The organism is Roseobacter insulae (genome assembly GCF_019375555.1).
GTDB lineage: Bacteria > Pseudomonadota > Alphaproteobacteria > Rhodobacterales > Rhodobacteraceae > Roseobacter > Roseobacter insulae.
The window spans coordinates 20,120-35,084 of record NZ_JAHXDN010000002.1 but is presented as its reverse complement, the minus strand read 5'-3'; the positions used below and the strand labels follow the sequence as shown (position 1 = coordinate 35,084).

Here is a 14,965-nt window from a genome sequence, read left to right as displayed (position 1 = left end):
CCGTCACTTCTCTTTCTGCGCGGCGCGGAAGGCACGCGGCGATTGACCGGTGGTGTTTTCGAAGGTTCGGGTAAAAGCGCTGCGCGACGAAAATCCCACCAATTCGGCGATGCGTTTCACCGGAAGGTCCGATCTTGTCAAAAGTACGCCTGCCCGCCGCATGCGCAGATCGCGCAGCAGTTTCATCGGGCCCGAGCCATAGGCATCCGAGAACCGTTTGGCAAAAGCGGAACGGCTCATCCTCACGCTTTGGGCGAGGCTGTCCACAGAATGGGCGTCGTCGGGTGCGTCCAGCATCTGGCGCAGGGCATTCCACACGGACGGATCGGACAGGGCGGCCATCCAGTGCAATGAGCCATCTTCGGCGCCCAGCCTTTTTCGCAGCATCTCGATCATGCATTGCATCAACAGCACACGGATCATGGCCCGGCTGCCCAGACCGGGGTTTGCCACCTCTTCAAGCAGTGTCTGCATTGCGGATCGCATGTGACGCGCCCGCGCTACATGCTCGATCAACGGCATGCGCACGAGGTCCACAATGTCCGCGATCCCGCGCAGCCCGACGGTGACGTGAGCGCATAGAGCGATCATTTGCCCATCGACCGCAGTGTCGGACATCGCCAGAAGGCGCGACAGATTGAGCGCGGCAGGCTTGCATTCAGGCAGGGGCTCGCCGCGCGTCCCGAAACTGTGCAAGGCGTGGCTTTGCATGGCCGGAACCAACACCAGCGTGCCGTTGGTAACCTGCAGCGGCGGCCTGCCATGCAGGCGGATCTCACCCTCGCCGGCCAGAATGTAATGCAGTGTTGCGGATGCATCCCTTCCAAGACCAAGGTCACAAGCGCCCCGCAGTTCGCACAATGCAAAAGGGTCGGTCGAAATTTCCAGTTCATCGAATATATGCTCATATCCCATCTGGAAATCATCGCCGATTCCGGACGAAAGGGAACGCAAAAGTTCAAATCAGGTCAAATGCCGGACGAAAAGGCACATTTGATCTCATATGTTTTCGACACTTCCGACACTCAGAGGAGCAAAAAACATGTGCAATTGCGACAACCAAGATCACGGAAAGATTTCAAGACGCGCGGCATTGCGCGGCGGCATTGCAGCGACCACCGCCGCCGCAGCTGCAGCGATTACCCCGCAAACGGCATCGGCTCAGGAAACCAGCCCCTACGCGCCACCGGCTGAACCCGCGCTGCCGCCATCTACCATGAAGCTGGACCTCAGCCGCGCCGCGCTGGTTGTGACAGACCCGCAGATCGACTTCCTGCATCCGGACGGGGTGACATGGGGGGTCATCGGCGCCAGCGTCACCGAACATAACACGGTCGAAAACATTGAAAGCCTGTTCAAAGCGGCCAAGGCGGCGGACATCCCGGTCGCGGTGTCGCCCCATTATTACTATCCTACGGACCATGGCTGGAAATTCGAAGGCGCGCTTGAAAAGCTCATGCACAAGATCGGCATGTTCGACCGCAAAGGCCCCACCAATCTGGACGGGTTTGAAGGGTCTGGCGCAGATTTCATGCCTCAGTACAAGAAATACATCCACGATGGCAAAACCATCGTGACATCCCCGCATAAGGTCTATGGCAACGACACCAATGATCTGACCTTGCAGTTGCGCAAGCGAGGGGTCGATCAGGTGATCCTGGCCGGGATGTCGGCTAATTTATGCACAGAAAGCCATATGCGCGAATTGCTGGAGAACGGGTTTGAAGTTGCGGTGGTGCGCGACGCAACCGCGGCCGCGATGCTGCCCGAAGGTGACGGCTATCTCGCCGCGCTTATCAACTTCCGCTACATGGCCAACGCTGTGTGGAGCACTGAAGAAACCGTCGAGTTGATCAACGCCGCCGGATAAGAACCGAAGCGTGGCCGCCCCGCCTGTTGTGAGGCGGCCACACATCTATGCCCACCAGGCGCACGGGCAGCCTCACAGGACATCTTCTTCTCTGCGTGTCTATATCTGTGCGAAGATGATCCCTGATTTTCCATGAGACCTGCGCATTGATCCCCAAGTGGTCACAGGCGTGTGAAGGGTTGGCGAATATCCAAATCTCATATTGTAAAATCCTCTACCTACTAGTAGGTATCTACATATGATATTCGTGGTGTGGTCTCAATGCGAAACTCCAGGACATGAAAGGTTGCCCCAACCCTTCGCATCACTCGTGCTGAATAAATCCCGTCTGATCAGGTCACGCTCGCGTCGAAACGGGCGCATCCAGCGGCATGGCACGCCACTTTTGCAGGCCCCGGGCCCGCGTAGGACAACAGGAAAGCCCCTCTCGTGACGAAAGAAGCAAGATTATGGAACTGAACGCAGACTTCTCAAAGCGCGTCCTTGTTCACTCGGATGACCTCGACTGGCAGGCGTCTCCCATGCCCGGTGTAGACCGACGAATGCTGGACCGTATCGGCGGCGAGGTCGCCCGTGCAACCACAATTGTCCGCTATGCACCCGACAGCCACTTCTCTGCCCATACCCATACAGGGGGCGAGGAATTCATCGTGTTGGAAGGGGTATTTCAGGACGAGAACGGCGACTTTCCCGCAGGCACATATGTCCGGAACCCGCCAACCACACGCCACACGCCAGGCTCTGCCCCCGGCTGTACGATCTTCGTGAAGTTGTGGCAATTCGACCTGCAAGACCGGAACCAGTTTCGAAAAGACATGGAAAAGGAACTGGGCACCGTGCAAAATGGCGTGGCTGAAGCCACGTTGCATCGTGATGAACGTGAAAAGGTGACTTATTTCATGGCCGAACCCGGCGCGACGCTCAGCATCGCAGAACCGGGCGGGATCGAACTGCTTGTGATCGACGGAACACTGTCCGAAGGGGGGGATGAGATGCGCAAGGGGTCCTGGCTCCGTTTGCCGGATGGTCAGAACCTTGCTGCCACAGCAGGTGCCGATGGTGCAAAGATCTGGATCAAGACGGGTCATGTCGCCCACGCCAGACCGCCTGCGGTCTAATGCTTCATGGTGATGATGTTCGTGAGCGACCTTCGTTGCTATCCGACCGATGGGATGCGCCTTTGGCCGGATCAGGAGCCGCTGAGTGGACGCTGACATCCTGATAGTCGGCGGTGGTCTGGCGGGGCTGGCCATCGCGGCGCACCTGTCCCATTCAGGGCATGATTTCCAACTGGTGGAGGCACGCCACAGGCTTGGGGGCCGCATCAAGACCGAGGCTGTCGACTCGGCAGCGTTCGATATGGGCCCCGCGTGGTACTGGCGCGGTCAACCCCGCGTGGCCGCTTTGGTTCAGAGCTTGGGGCTGGCCCCCTTTGAGCAGCAGTATCAGGGGCTATCGGCTTTTGAAGACGAGACCGGGCGGGTTCAGCGCGGGCGCGGATTTGCCTCGATGCAGGGATCTTACAGAATAGCGGGCGGGATGGCTACCCTGACCGGTGGTCTTGCCGCAATGATAGCCGACGACCGCACACACCTCGGCACATCCGTCACCGCGCTGGACCGCAAACCCGGCGGCGTTCTGGCCACGCTTTCGACCGGCCAAAGATGCGCGGCCCGGCAAGTGATCCTTGCCCTGCCGCCACGTCTGGCGGTGGATCGCATCCGCTTCACTCCCAACCTGCCGGAGCACCAGTTGCGGGCCATGCGCGAGACAGCCACGTGGATGGCCGGGCAGGCAAAGGGTGTTGCCGTGTACGACCGGCCATTCTGGCGGGAGGCCGGTTTGTCCGGTGATGCCAGCAGCCGATGCGGTCCGATGATCGAAGTGCATGACGCATCGCCTGCCGAGGATGGTCCTTATGCGCTTTTCGGGTTCATCGGCCTGCCGGTAATAGCCCGTCGCGATCCTGAGCGGCTGACAGCGGACATCCTGACCCAGTTGGGACGATTGTTCGGCCCGGAAGCCGCCGTCCCCCGGCAGATCTTCCTCAAAGACTGGGCGCTGGATCACTGGACAGCCACCGGGCTGGACCACGCACCGCTATATGCGCACCCCGACTACGGCCGGTCGCACAAGCTGGCAGGCGCTTGGGAAGATGTGCTTGTTCTGAGCGGTACGGAGACGGCGCCACAGTTCGGCGGTTATCTGGAAGGCGCATTGGAAGCTGCGGAAAACACGTTAAAACACATTGACATACGATACGAGAGATAAGATGCCCACGGACACCAGAACTGCGTTGCTGAATGCCGCGGAGCGCGCGGCCCGGACCCGGGGAATCGACGGTTTCAGCTATGCCGACCTTGAAAAGGATGTCGGCATCCGCAAGGCCAGCATTCATTACCATTTCGCCACCAAGGCAGCATTGGCGCTCGCCTTGATGCAGCGATACCGGGTGACACTGGAAAGAGCCTGCGCCCGGATTGATGAAACCTGCGCCACCGGCGGTGATCGTCTGCGTGCCGTGATCGATGTCTACCGACAGGCGCTGCACGGTGGCAAAAGCCTTTGTTTATGCGTGTCATTCTCGACCACACGGGCAAGCCTGCCGCCGGAAGTCATTGCTGAAGTCGGACGGTTCCGCCGGATGATGGTCGGATGGCTCGAAACGGTATTCGAGACCGGAAAAAAAGACGGCACGATCAGCGCAACAGAAATCCCGGCACTGGAGGCGGCAGCGACCCTGTCGTTGCTGGAGGGCGCTCAACTGGCGGCCCGTGCCGGGGAGGACATGGCGCTGTTTGAGGAAGCGCTGCATCTTCTGATCCGTCGGGTGCCATGATGCCGGGCGCATGCTTGCATTCACCTTTGTCTGACCGCGGATGTGGGAAAAGATCGGCGAGCCATGTCTGAGCGCCTGCCGACGCGCGCTTTCACGCAGATGTCTCCGGTTTCCGGTCCTTGTTGAAACGCGCGAAAAACCACCCCGATACAGGCGAGGGCCGACCGGCACAAAGACGGCATTGCGACCGGCAAGGCCAAACCGAATTCTAGTATTAGGCGTGCAAATTCATTGCTTTTCACGCGGGTACGGTAGTAAGAATTCTTGTTAACCAGTTAATTGTACTTTTTTGGCCGAGCTCATTCGCCGCCGTTCACAAGCGCTTGGCGATTAAAATTCAGAACTCGGTTGGTAGGATATTGAAAATGGCGAATAGAATTTCAGGTGCGATCACATGGCGCCCTCTCGGACTGGTTGACATTCCCCGGATCGAAAACTGGTTCTGGAATTTCGCGGATGTGGCGCTTTTCGACAGAACACTCCCCGTCCCGCTGAGCCCTGATTCCTTGCAAAACAGCTGGCGCAAATCGCTGGAGCACGATACCCCGCCCTGCGCCTACTGGTTCATTGCCGAGGACACGAGCGGCACGCCTCTTGGAATTGCCGGGCTGGATTCGGTCAACTACATTCAGGGGGACGCGGTTCTGCCGTTCTTTGTGGGCAGGGATCACCGCAAGCAGGGGTTGGCGACCGCGATGACCATTTCCGTACTGGATCTGGCATTTTCGCAACTGCGCCTGCACCGGGTGTCCACATTCTACAGAGACGACAACACGGCCACGATGCGCGCTGTAAAAAAGATTGGTTTTGCGGAAGAAGGACGCTTTCGTGAGGGCTGGTTTGTAAACGGCGAAAGAAAAGATACCGTAGTAGCTGGTATTTTGAGCGCGGAATGGTTAGCCACGCGGCATCAGGTCATTGAAAAAGTGGCAGATTCCTGCAAGCTGTCGTTTGCACCTACGTGTTGGAAAGAGGGTTGTGGATAGTACCGCTCAAAAATCAGGTTCCGGAAGAGGCCTGAGGCGTCGCCTTGTTGCGATCGTTTTTGCTGATGTGGCCAATTTTAGCAGCATGATGAGTGTTGATGAAGTGGGCACAACGATTTCTGTCACGAACCGTCTGGAAAAATTTCGCGACGCGATCAATTCATATTCCGGCGAATTCAAGGGCTCCGCGGGTGACAATGCCTTCATGCTATTTGAAAGCGCCGTCGATGCGGTGACCTTCGCCGTCGAAATGCAAAAAATCCTCGCTGATGAAAACGAAGGGCTGCCGGACGACGAGAAAGTCTGGTTCCGTTTCGGCATCAACTTGGGCGAAGTACTGGTGAGCGGCGACGAGATCACCGGGGAAAGCATCAACATCGCGGCCCGGATCGAAGCCTTTGCGGCCCCCGGGCAGGTCTGCATCTCCGGCGCGGCCTATGATCACGTGTGCAACAAGCTGAAGTACGGCTACGAGTACCTTGGCGGTCAGGATTTCAAGAATATCGGCCGGACAATCGACGTTTTCCAGGTTCATGAAAATCCTACCACCGCGGCGATGACCCCGGGGTTGCGCCGCAATCTCGAAAACTCGGCGGAATTCAAGGAACGCCCGATTGCCAATCAGTCCATCGTCGTGTTGCCCTTCGGGTTCCAGGGCAGTGATCAGGACGACCAGTGGTTCGCGGATGGTCTGACCGAAGACGTGACAACCAACCTGTCACGCTTCCAGGAGTTTTTCGTCATTGCCCGCGGCTCTGCCAACATGTTTTCCGACAGATCGAAATCCCCGGCTCAGGCGGCGCGCGAACTGGGTGTGCGCTACGCAGTCGACGGGACGGTGCGAAAGGCAGGGTCGCGGATACGCATCACGCTGCAACTGCTGGACGCGCTTCAGGACAGAACGATCTGGGGCGATCAGTACAATCGCAACGTCGAAGACATTTTTGATCTGCAGGATGAGATCACCCAGATCATCGTGTCGGCAACGGCCGCCCGGATCGAGGCCACGGAGCGCGAGCGGATGCGTTTGCTGCCTCCGGCCAACCTGATGGCTTACGGCTTTGTTCTGAAGGGCCACAGACATGTGCTCAAGTACACTCAGCCCGAGGTCCGCCAGGCGCGTGACCTTTACGAACACGCGATCGGCAGCGACGCGCGATACGCCCGCGCCTACGCCGCCAAGTCCCGCACCTTCAATCTTGATTGGCGCTATGACTGGGCGGAAAAGCCCGAAATTGCATTGGACGATGCCCTGAGTTTTGCGCGCGAAGCCATCGATCTTGACGAATCCGATGCCCGTGGGTTCGGTGAGCTGGGCTTTGCCCATCTCTATCGCAAGGAGCATGACGCCGCGATCAATGCCTACGACCGCGCGCTGAAGCTCAATCCGAATGACGCTGACCTGATGTCTGATATGGCCGATGCGCTTGCCCATATGGGCCGGTCGGAAGAAGCGGTCGAACTGCTGCACAAGGCGATGCGTCTCAACCCCTTTTACCCGGACCAGTACATCTGGCATCTGGGCGGCGCTTACTTCAATCTCAAACGCTACGAAGAAGCGATCAATACGATCCAGAAAATGCAGAATCCGACCGAAGGCAGACGGATTCTTGCCGCCAGCTACGGGCATCTGGGAAAACTGAAAGAGGCCCGCGCACAAGCCGAACTTGTGCGGCAGGCTCATCCGAATTTTTCAGTTGATCGTTGGGCCTCGGTGCAGCCCGACAAGTTCGAGGAAGATGTGCAGCACTTTCTGGACGGGTTGAAACGCGCCGGTCTGTAGCGGCTGACTTGCCAGTCTAGTCGCTGGCATCTCCCCGTGCACCGCTGATCCGCGCGCCGGAGACACGTGCACCCGACACCCGCGCGCCGGACACCCGGGCACCGGATACTCGGGCACCAGAAACACGTGCACCCGAAACACCGCTTACGCCATCGCCCAGCATGCTCAGCAGCATGTCCTGGAATTTGCCCTGATCCACGTCGAGCCGAACCGTGTCTTCGGATTGTTTCACTTCCCAGGCCAGCAGGCTGGCGAAGAATTTCGCTTCTTTCGGGTTCGGGCCGGGAAGGTCAATTGTGCTCGCCTTCTTCCCCTTGCCCTTTACCATGAAGAGCACCGGGGTCGGAATTTCGTAATACACGCCGTCGTAGGTAAAGCCATAGATGCGCGCAAATTGCTTGTCTTCTTTGCTGAATGTAGTGGCCGTGGACAAACCCTTCTTGATGACGGCCAAGTCGTCGACTTCGCGTCCGAATAATACGATGGATGCGGATGCATATAGTGATTCTGACATAATATTTGATCCTTTGAAGAGCGTAATTCGCTCCCGTTCAGTCGGTTGTAATTATTTGTTAACGCATTATTCTTTTTCAGTCCATTGGAACCATGGTCCGCACGGAGTTTGCGTGACTGTCTTTCCCAAGCGGTTCCAACTGTGGGCCCACTTCGACAAAACCGATGTCGCGCAAATCGAAGTTTCCGCGGATCAGGCGTTCAAATCGCCCACCCGTGTGCTCTTGATCCACTTCCAGAAAAATCTCCGCGACGTCCACAAAGTTGAGATCACGCCGGTTTATCTTCTGCCAGGTGTCGGCAAGATATGTGCCCAGAATATCCCGGGCGTCCAGCAGTGCCATCTTGAACTTTTCCGGATGTGCGGCATACGCGTCATCAAACAGTTCCTGCATGACCGGCGCATATTCAGATGTGGCCAGCAGCTGATCCGACAGATCCTCCATTTCCGGCGAGATCGCCCCATAATCAAGCAGCATTTCGTGGAACAGATCCACGAGGATATCGAAAAACGCGCCGGTCAGGGGTTGTGACAGGTGGTGCTCCTTCACCCATCCCTTGGCAAACTCGCCCAGGCGTTTGTCGTTGGCGGCAATCCTGATCTGCTTGTTGTCGGAGAGTTCCGCAATCCGGTTGACCGCATTCAGCATGTAGAGATTGCCGCGCGTGTTTTCGAGCAGCAGATCAACCAGCGAATTGAAATGAAGCGACGATACCAATGCCACCAGATCGGCCGCACTTTCATGAAAGCCGAAATACTCCCCGGTCACGTTCTGCGGATCAGGCACCCCAACCTCCGAATAGATGATCGCGTGACCCAATTCATGCGCGATCACATCGAAATTCAGGCTGAACGGTTTGTAACCGCCATTTTTGCGATCACCGCCCATTTCGATGAAGCCATAGCCGGAATAGGCATTCTCAAGCGACGGCAGGATGGTCAGTTCCAAACGATCATGCGTCTTGTCGCTTTGCCACGGAATGACCCTGCCGAAGTAATCCTCCCAGATGTCCATTACAAACCGGACCGTGCCGAACAGATGTGCGGTCTCGAACTGCGGCGTGCCCGGTTCCAGATAGTCAAAATGTCCATCTGCATCCGGAACGGCGGGGGCTTCGACATCTCCCGACCACGGCGGCGCTTGCACGTCAGACCCGTCCGGGGAGATGCCGTAGGGCTGTTTCTTGCCAATCGGAAAGATGGTGTACATCCGGTCATCCGACGGACCCGGCCCAAGCGAGCCCGCCACGGAGGATACAACTACCGTCTCAGGCTCTGCATAACTGTCCAGAAACTGTGGCTGAGGAAACAGCTTGAAACGCGTTCCTTCCATGACGTCGACCCCGCAATCACCTGTTGGCCCGATATGGCTACAGCAAATCTTCCGACCAGTCTATTCGCCGATGGCTCATAACCCACCCAGCAAACTGTATCCGGCTCTCTCGGTCTCGGGTTCTGTGTGACGTCTGCGCCGCCAAGTGTGTGTCGCTGTGATCCACAGGTCCGTTTCTTCAAAATGAAAATCGACGCTTGAGGACGAAAACGCCCCGTCAGAGAGCTGCGTCAACAGATCCGCCGCGTCCAGCTTCTTTTGATCAACCTCGTTTTCTCCAAGCCAGCTGCGCAACGCGGTATTCGCATCTTTTGGCAAGTCTTGAATGTTAATTTCCGCCAGGATGCTGTGCCATGTACGAGATTTGTAAAACTGCGATTTTGCGACATCCTTCAGAAGCCCAGCCTGTCTGGAGGTAACGATGCCGTCAGTCCGGGCTGCATCGACCGTTGCCCGGACATTGACCATCGCAAGCGACAGACCCGGGTATCCAAGCTCCGCAGGACCGTGCAAAAGAGCAACCTCGTCGTCATCCTCCAACACGCCATCCCGGTAAGCTGCGTATATTTCTCCCGTCCCGCGCATGCCGAAGCTGTCGAGTTCGGCGGCACGCAAGGCCCCCATGCTGGATGCGCCACAGACCGCAATGCCCCGAGACAATGCCCAAAGAATTTCCTTGTGCCAGACCGAAGGGACGCCTTCGAAATACCCGTCGATAATGCCGATCACCAAAGGCTGATCGAGCGCGGCCAGAAAGACATCGCCCTGCTGAGCCGGCGGGCGGAGATCAAAACCGTCGGTCAGGGCAGGGTCAATTCCGGCAATCGAGGGACCTGCGAAAACGATCACTTGGCCATGCCTTGATCCTGCAGGCCGCGCACCCTGAGGCCCGGCACATAAGCGTCATCATCGTGCGGCGCTTCCAACCCGGGTATGATCACCCGAACGACCGGAATTTGACAGTCTTCCCGCGTGAGATCGGCAACCGCCACTTCGGCGACACCTGCTGCGCGCAATCGGTCCTTGAGCCACTCAAGATCCTGACGCAGGTCCCTGTTGGCAACACCCGCAGTGGCCGCAAAGGGCCGCACATCCTGCTGCGCGCCAAACAGGTGGGAATACGCCGCCACCTTCTGATCGCGGCCATCCGCTGAGTACTCGATGTGAAACAGGTCCTCTCGCGCGCCGGAAATGTAGTTGAGCCGGGTCTGTGCGGCCTCGTTCAGCGCCCGGTGCAACGCGACCTTTGGGTTCGGATGCGTCCCGGACCCAAGGCCGAGATGCTCCCCCTGCGATGCCGGATCGGTGATCACGCAGAGGAAAGTTGCGACGCCCACATCCGAGGTCACGTCCCAGACAGCGCAATCGAGACCTGCCGTTTCGACCTTCCGCAGGGAGGTAATGAGTTCCACGTCCTCGATAGAGGACAAATCGATGCGCGAGGCCCTTTGTATTTCTTGCGGCTGATGGTGCCAGACCGCCAGGGCGTCCCGCTCAATAACTTCGCAAATGGCGTGGCAAACCGCTTCCAGAATGTGGTTGCCCGACGCAAGCCCGTTTGTGCTGGCCGGGAACACTCCCGCATCGGTCGATACGGGATGCGTGTAATCGGCATGCACCATCTCCAGCGGGACCAGTTTTTCCTGCCCGCTCATCAGATCATGCGCCATAACCCAATGCATTCTCATTGTTCTCTTGAAGGCCTTGTCGGGGGTCGCAGGCAATCTGTCGAGGTCGACAAAACGATATTTGACGGCGAGGTCGTCGGCACTTGCGAAATACACCTCGCGGTCGACATGTTCCGCGTGCCAGATTTCAATGGCTTCCATAAGGGCGGAAGCCTTGGCATGCGCCAGCGTCGTGCCTTTACCCTGCGAAATCGCGATGGACCGGGCATTTGGGCGGATGGCCATGACAACGGGCAGAAATATCCTGTCGAGACCGGTGACATTCGCCACCCGCGTAATGCCGAACTTATGCTTGATCGGCAGAATCCGCGCCAGTGTTTCTTCAGCGGAACAAACCCGCTGCAAGCCTGATCCCGCAATCTTCTCACCGCCAGAGAAATCCATCGTCACCCCGTCTGCGCCACCTTCATCCCCTTCAAATCACACTTGGCATCAGACAGGAACGGTATTGTGGCCCTGCGCCCGCGCGGCTTGTCGTAGCCGCACCCGTTTCGATGGTGGCAAAAATGCCAGAATTCCGCCCATCACGTGAAGTTCACGACGGGGGCAGAACAAATCTGTTGCACGAATCGTCATAGGCCCCTAACCGCAGCTTCATAGTGAAGGCTATGCCGGGAGAAGGCGGGTGACACCGCCGCCGAAGGAGCAACCGCCCCGGAAACTCTCAGGTCCCAGGACCGGCATGGTTTTAACACTCCGGAAAGCGGCCCGAACGGCCCACCGTAGGAGAAAGCCCGCAGATCGGGTGAAACTCTCAGGTTCCACGCACGGAGGGGGCTCGCGGCATCCGCCGCATGTGCAAGGAGCCATATTATGTCCAAAGTTGCTGTTATCGGTGCGGGTGTCACCGGCTTGACCACGGCCTATGAACTGCTGGATCGCGGTTTCGAGGTCACCGTTTTCGACCGGCATCGCTATGCCGCAATGGAAACCAGTTTTGCGAACGGGGGGCAGCTCTCGGCCTCGAATGCCGAGGTCTGGACGCAATGGGGCACCGTTCTGAAGGGCCTCAAGTGGATGCTGCACGCGGATGCACCCTTGCTGGTCAACCCTGCTCCTACATTGCATAAGATGCGTTGGATGGCTGAGTTCCTGTCCAACATCCCCAACTACAAGCGCAACACCATCGAGACGGTGCGCCTGGCCATTGCCGCGCGTGCCGTCCTGTTCGAAATGGCCGACCGCGAAGGTATCGACTTTGATCTTGAGCGCCGCGGTATTCTGCACTTCTACAGCCACGCGAAAGACTTGGCACATGCCCGTAAAGTCAACACGCTTCTGGCCGAAGGGGGCCTGTCGCGCCGGGAATTGTCGCCCGAAGCCATTCGCGAGATTGAGCCGGCCCTGCAGGGAGACATTGTTGGCGGCTTTCTGACGGACTCCGACAGCTCCGGCGACATCCACAAGTTCACCATGGGCCTCGCCCGCGCATGTGCGCGACGCGGTGCCCTGCTGCGGTTCGGCGCAAAGGTCGATGGCCTGTCAGCTGAAAACGGCGTCGTGCGTGTCACCGAAGGCGGACGTGACGAGGTTTTTGACGCCGTTGTCGTCAGTGCCGGCGTTCAAAGCCGCGATTTTGCGCAGCAATTGGGGGACCGGGTCAACATCTATCCGGTCAAGGGGTATTCCGTCACTGTCTCGCTTGATGATGCGGAAAGCCAGGGCGCAGCCCCCTGGGTCAGCCTGCTGGACGACCGGGCAAAAATCGTTGCCAGCCGCTTTGGGGCAAATCGCTTTCGGATTGCGGGAACGGCGGAATTCAATGGCGCGAACCGCGACATCCGCGCGGACAGGATCAAGCCATTGACCGATTGGTGCGAAAGGTACTTCCCCGGCATCTCCACTGAAAACGTGACGCCATGGGCTGGGCTGCGACCGATGATGCCGTCCATGTTGCCGCGCGTCGGGCGGGGTCGCGCGCCGGGCGTCTTTTATAACACCGGGCACGGACACCTTGGGTGGACATTGTCGGCAGCGACGGCGCAAATCGTGGCCGGGTCGGTTGCAGAGACCTTGAAACCGGTCGCGGGGCATGCGCCACACATGCTTCGGGCGCGGGCTGCATAGACAGCGCTTTGCAGGCATCCGATCCCCGCATGCACTATGGGAGCAGCCCCTGATCAGGGGCTGCTACCTTTTAAGAGACCCTTAAACCGCACCACCCTCGACAACCCGATCCGGGTGGGTGTCACACCAGTCCGCCAACATCTCGGCCAGTTCGGGGACGCCTGCCACTTCCGGCGCGCGCCGTGGCACCGGAACCCCGGCCTGCAACGCCAGCCGCAGGCATTTCACATGGTCTCGCGACGCCCGCATCGGTGCATTTTCCGAGCCGTGCAGGATCGTGGAGAGCAGGCTGCCGCCATAGCCGTTTTGATGCGTCAGATCGGGACCAAGGCTTAACAGAAAGGCCATGACATCCGGCAGCCCCTCCCATCCGGCCACCTGCACGGGCGTCAGCCCCTCGCTGTCCGGCGCGTCGAACTCAAGCCCCAGTTCGACGAGCTTCCTGATATGATCCAGCTTGCCCGGCAGGTGCAGGATCGAACGAATGATGGTTCGATACGCGGGCGGCAATTTCTCCGGGACGACCCGCGCAGGCCCGACATCGCGCCCATCGGCTGCCATGGCCAACAGGCGTTCGTCCGACGTGAGCGCGGGCGCAACACCGCGTTGCTCAATTGCTTTCGATAACACCTGATTGCCGAAAACACGCGCAAATCCATATGCCGTGCAGCCTTCAAAGACAGCCGTGGGATCAGCACCGGCATCCAGTAGCAGCGTGATCATCTGCTGGTCTGACATGCGACGTGCGGCCTGATGCAATGCGGGCACCACCCACGGCCTCTCTCCGCCCACATGCGCGCCGTTGAACTCATCCACCTGCGCGCCCGCTGCGATCAACAGCGCCACTGCGGTGTGATCGTTGAAATCCATCGCGCGCAACAAGGCATTCGTGCCTGTCGGATCGGCACCATGCTGCAAGAGCATTTTCAACCCTTCATGATGGCCAAGTTCTGTCGAATGATAGAGCGACTCGCCGTCATTCGGGTTGGCGCCGTGTTCCAGCAACCATCGGGCCAACGGCATATTGTTGGCATGTCCAATTGCACCGTAGAGCGCGGAAAGCTGATGATCATTGTCCGGTGCGACGGCAACCGAGGCATTCGGGTCGGCCCCCAGCGCCAGCAACCGGTCGGCGATCTCCAACATGTCCGACGTCAGATCCGAGCGCATGTGAACATACTTGGAAAACGCCAGATGGCAGAGGGGCGCCCTGCCCCCGATATCCCGCGTCGCCGTCGCCGGGTCCTGCGCCAGTGTCTGGAAAACCGCGTCCCGGCGGTAAAGCGCGATTTCCAACCCAAGGTGGCCCGAAGCGGGGTCTGGATCTTCCGACAACAATTGCTGCACGACGTGTGAGTGGCCGTTGAAAACCGCCGTTTTCAGGCGTTGGCGGCGCCCGGCCAGATCCAGCCCATCCAGTTCCACCGCCCTTTTCAAAGCGGGCCAACTGGCAAAGGAATTCTCCCGCGCGATAACATGCAGATAATCAGCATGCTTCAAGAGTGTCCCTTCCGCGCGTGGCGGATGATTTGCGACTCTTTGACGGGCGTGCAGGTCATTGGCCTCGTAAGCCTTTTTCAGAGCCTTGGCATCGCGACGTAGTTGTTCAAGAGGTTTCATAATTGGTTTCCTCATCTTTGCGCCCAACGGTTCGCTAGTCCGGGCTTGAGAAACACCAAAAGAGGGCTTCGAAGTTGCAAGGGGGCTGATGACAGCTTTCCGCGAACCTGGATGCCGCCCTTAACGGCAGGCGCAGGGTAGCCGGATGCACCGAGCCTCGCAACGATTCATCCGCCTTGATCACGGCGTGCAACGCGCGGATAGTCCCCGCGCAGGTCAGGGTCGCGATATCTGATCGACCGACACCGCAAGCTGACCCATCGCG

The 14,965-nt window shown here is 58.6% G+C and carries 13 protein-coding genes and 1 riboswitch; of the genes, 7 read left to right on the top strand and 6 right to left on the bottom strand.

Annotated elements, in window-relative coordinates; genetic code table 11:
- Window positions 1-3 precede the first annotated feature (3 nt).
- On the bottom strand, window positions 4-915 hold the full coding sequence (locus tag KX928_RS06285; protein ID WP_219500216.1) for an AraC family transcriptional regulator: 912 nt from the start codon (window positions 913-915) through the stop codon (window positions 4-6).
- 127 nt (window positions 916-1,042) lie between these two features.
- Between KX928_RS06285 and KX928_RS06280 the strand changes: the two genes are divergently transcribed.
- The 6 genes from KX928_RS06280 (at window position 1,043) to KX928_RS06255 (ending at window position 7,478) form a co-directional block, all read left to right on the top strand.
- Complete coding sequence (locus KX928_RS06280) at window positions 1,043-1,870, top strand: cysteine hydrolase family protein (RefSeq protein WP_219500214.1); 828 nt, start codon at window positions 1,043-1,045, stop codon at window positions 1,868-1,870.
- A 449-nt stretch (window positions 1,871-2,319) separates the two neighbouring features.
- On the top strand, window positions 2,320-2,988 hold the full coding sequence (locus tag KX928_RS06275) for a cupin domain-containing protein (RefSeq protein ID WP_219500211.1): 669 nt from the start codon (window positions 2,320-2,322) through the stop codon (window positions 2,986-2,988).
- A gap of 85 nt (window positions 2,989-3,073) precedes the next feature.
- The gene (locus KX928_RS06270) at window positions 3,074-4,141 is read left to right on the top strand and encodes a flavin monoamine oxidase family protein (protein ID WP_219500210.1); all 1,068 of its coding nucleotides are present in this window, start codon (window positions 3,074-3,076) and stop codon (window positions 4,139-4,141) included.
- 1 nt (window position 4,142) lies between these two features.
- Window positions 4,143-4,709, top strand: coding sequence for a TetR/AcrR family transcriptional regulator (locus tag KX928_RS06265; RefSeq protein ID WP_219500208.1), 567 nt, complete (start codon window positions 4,143-4,145; stop codon window positions 4,707-4,709).
- Between the two features lie 323 nt (window positions 4,710-5,032).
- Window positions 5,033-5,695 carry a GNAT family N-acetyltransferase gene (locus KX928_RS06260; protein WP_219500206.1) on the top strand — a complete coding sequence of 221 codons (663 nt, stop codon included), beginning with the start codon at window positions 5,033-5,035 and terminating at the stop codon, window positions 5,693-5,695.
- Window positions 5,688-7,478 (top strand): adenylate/guanylate cyclase domain-containing protein, encoded by a 1,791-nt coding sequence (locus tag KX928_RS06255; RefSeq protein ID WP_308342249.1) that lies wholly within the window; start codon window positions 5,688-5,690, stop codon window positions 7,476-7,478. The genes KX928_RS06260 and KX928_RS06255 overlap by 8 nt, the downstream gene beginning before the upstream one ends.
- Before the next feature lie 16 nt (window positions 7,479-7,494).
- Here KX928_RS06255 and KX928_RS06250 read toward each other — a convergent pair whose 3' ends face one another.
- The 4 genes from KX928_RS06250 to KX928_RS06235 all read right to left on the bottom strand — a co-directional run bounded on the left by KX928_RS06250 (window position 7,495) and on the right by KX928_RS06235 (window position 11,397).
- Window positions 7,495-7,992, bottom strand: coding sequence for a pentapeptide repeat-containing protein (locus KX928_RS06250; protein ID WP_219500202.1), 498 nt, complete (start codon window positions 7,990-7,992; stop codon window positions 7,495-7,497).
- Window positions 7,993-8,068: 76 nt separating this feature from the next.
- Window positions 8,069-9,325, bottom strand: a complete 1,257-nt coding sequence (locus KX928_RS06245; protein ID WP_219500200.1) for a gluzincin family metallopeptidase — start codon at window positions 9,323-9,325, stop codon at window positions 8,069-8,071.
- Window positions 9,326-9,400: 75 nt separating this feature from the next.
- Window positions 9,401-10,174 (bottom strand): TfuA-like protein, encoded by a 774-nt coding sequence (locus tag KX928_RS06240; protein ID WP_219500198.1) that lies wholly within the window; start codon window positions 10,172-10,174, stop codon window positions 9,401-9,403.
- A complete protein-coding gene (locus KX928_RS06235; protein WP_219500196.1) occupies window positions 10,171-11,397 on the bottom strand; it encodes a YcaO-like family protein in 1,227 nt (408 codons plus the stop codon). Before KX928_RS06235 ends, KX928_RS06240 begins: the two co-directional genes overlap by 4 nt.
- A gap of 218 nt (window positions 11,398-11,615) precedes the next feature.
- Window positions 11,616-11,703, top strand: a riboswitch (glycine riboswitch).
- A gap of 123 nt (window positions 11,704-11,826) precedes the next feature.
- On the opposite strand from KX928_RS06235, the gene KX928_RS06230 reads away from it, so the two are divergent.
- Window positions 11,827-13,080, top strand: a complete 1,254-nt coding sequence (locus tag KX928_RS06230; protein WP_219500194.1) for a D-amino acid dehydrogenase — start codon at window positions 11,827-11,829, stop codon at window positions 13,078-13,080.
- Between the two features lie 81 nt (window positions 13,081-13,161).
- On the opposite strand, the gene KX928_RS06225 is transcribed toward KX928_RS06230, so the two are convergent.
- Complete coding sequence (locus KX928_RS06225; RefSeq protein WP_257883615.1) at window positions 13,162-14,700, bottom strand: ankyrin repeat domain-containing protein; 1,539 nt, start codon at window positions 14,698-14,700, stop codon at window positions 13,162-13,164.
- Between the last annotated feature and the right edge of the window lie 265 nt (window positions 14,701-14,965).